Annotated in this window: 1 protein-coding gene; it reads right to left on the bottom strand. The window is 45.5% G+C overall.

All coding sequences use genetic code 11. The features are described from left to right. A partial coding sequence (locus tag AB4585_RS25215; protein WP_372171501.1) for a hypothetical protein occupies nucleotides 1-312 on the bottom strand: 312 nt, incomplete at both ends.

Genomic DNA, 312 nt, shown 5'->3' with positions numbered 1-312 from the left:
GGGCAGAGATAGAACTGCCGTCCGTATCATAACCCACATCAGAGAACCTCACGTAAGGGCTATAACCCTCCCATAAGTAGTACTGGTTTACTGCAGGAGAGAAGGTAAATCTAACCGCTTCTGAACCTTGAGCGAAGCGAGCCTCATCCATGAAGTTATCCCACTCAAAGTCGACATCAGACAATGCCATATCCGATAGGTTTACCACCTCAGATTCTACTGAATAATATAAGCTGGAATTGTCTTCTGGATAAGCAATAACTTGCTCGCCAGAGAAGTCTATCGTATAGCCTGCCGGAACTTGACAACCAT

This window comes from Vibrio sp. 10N.222.49.C9, assembly GCF_041474985.1.
GTDB classification, from domain to species: domain Bacteria; phylum Pseudomonadota; class Gammaproteobacteria; order Enterobacterales; family Vibrionaceae; genus Vibrio; species Vibrio crassostreae_C.
This window is presented reverse-complemented; position numbering and strand designations above follow the sequence as displayed.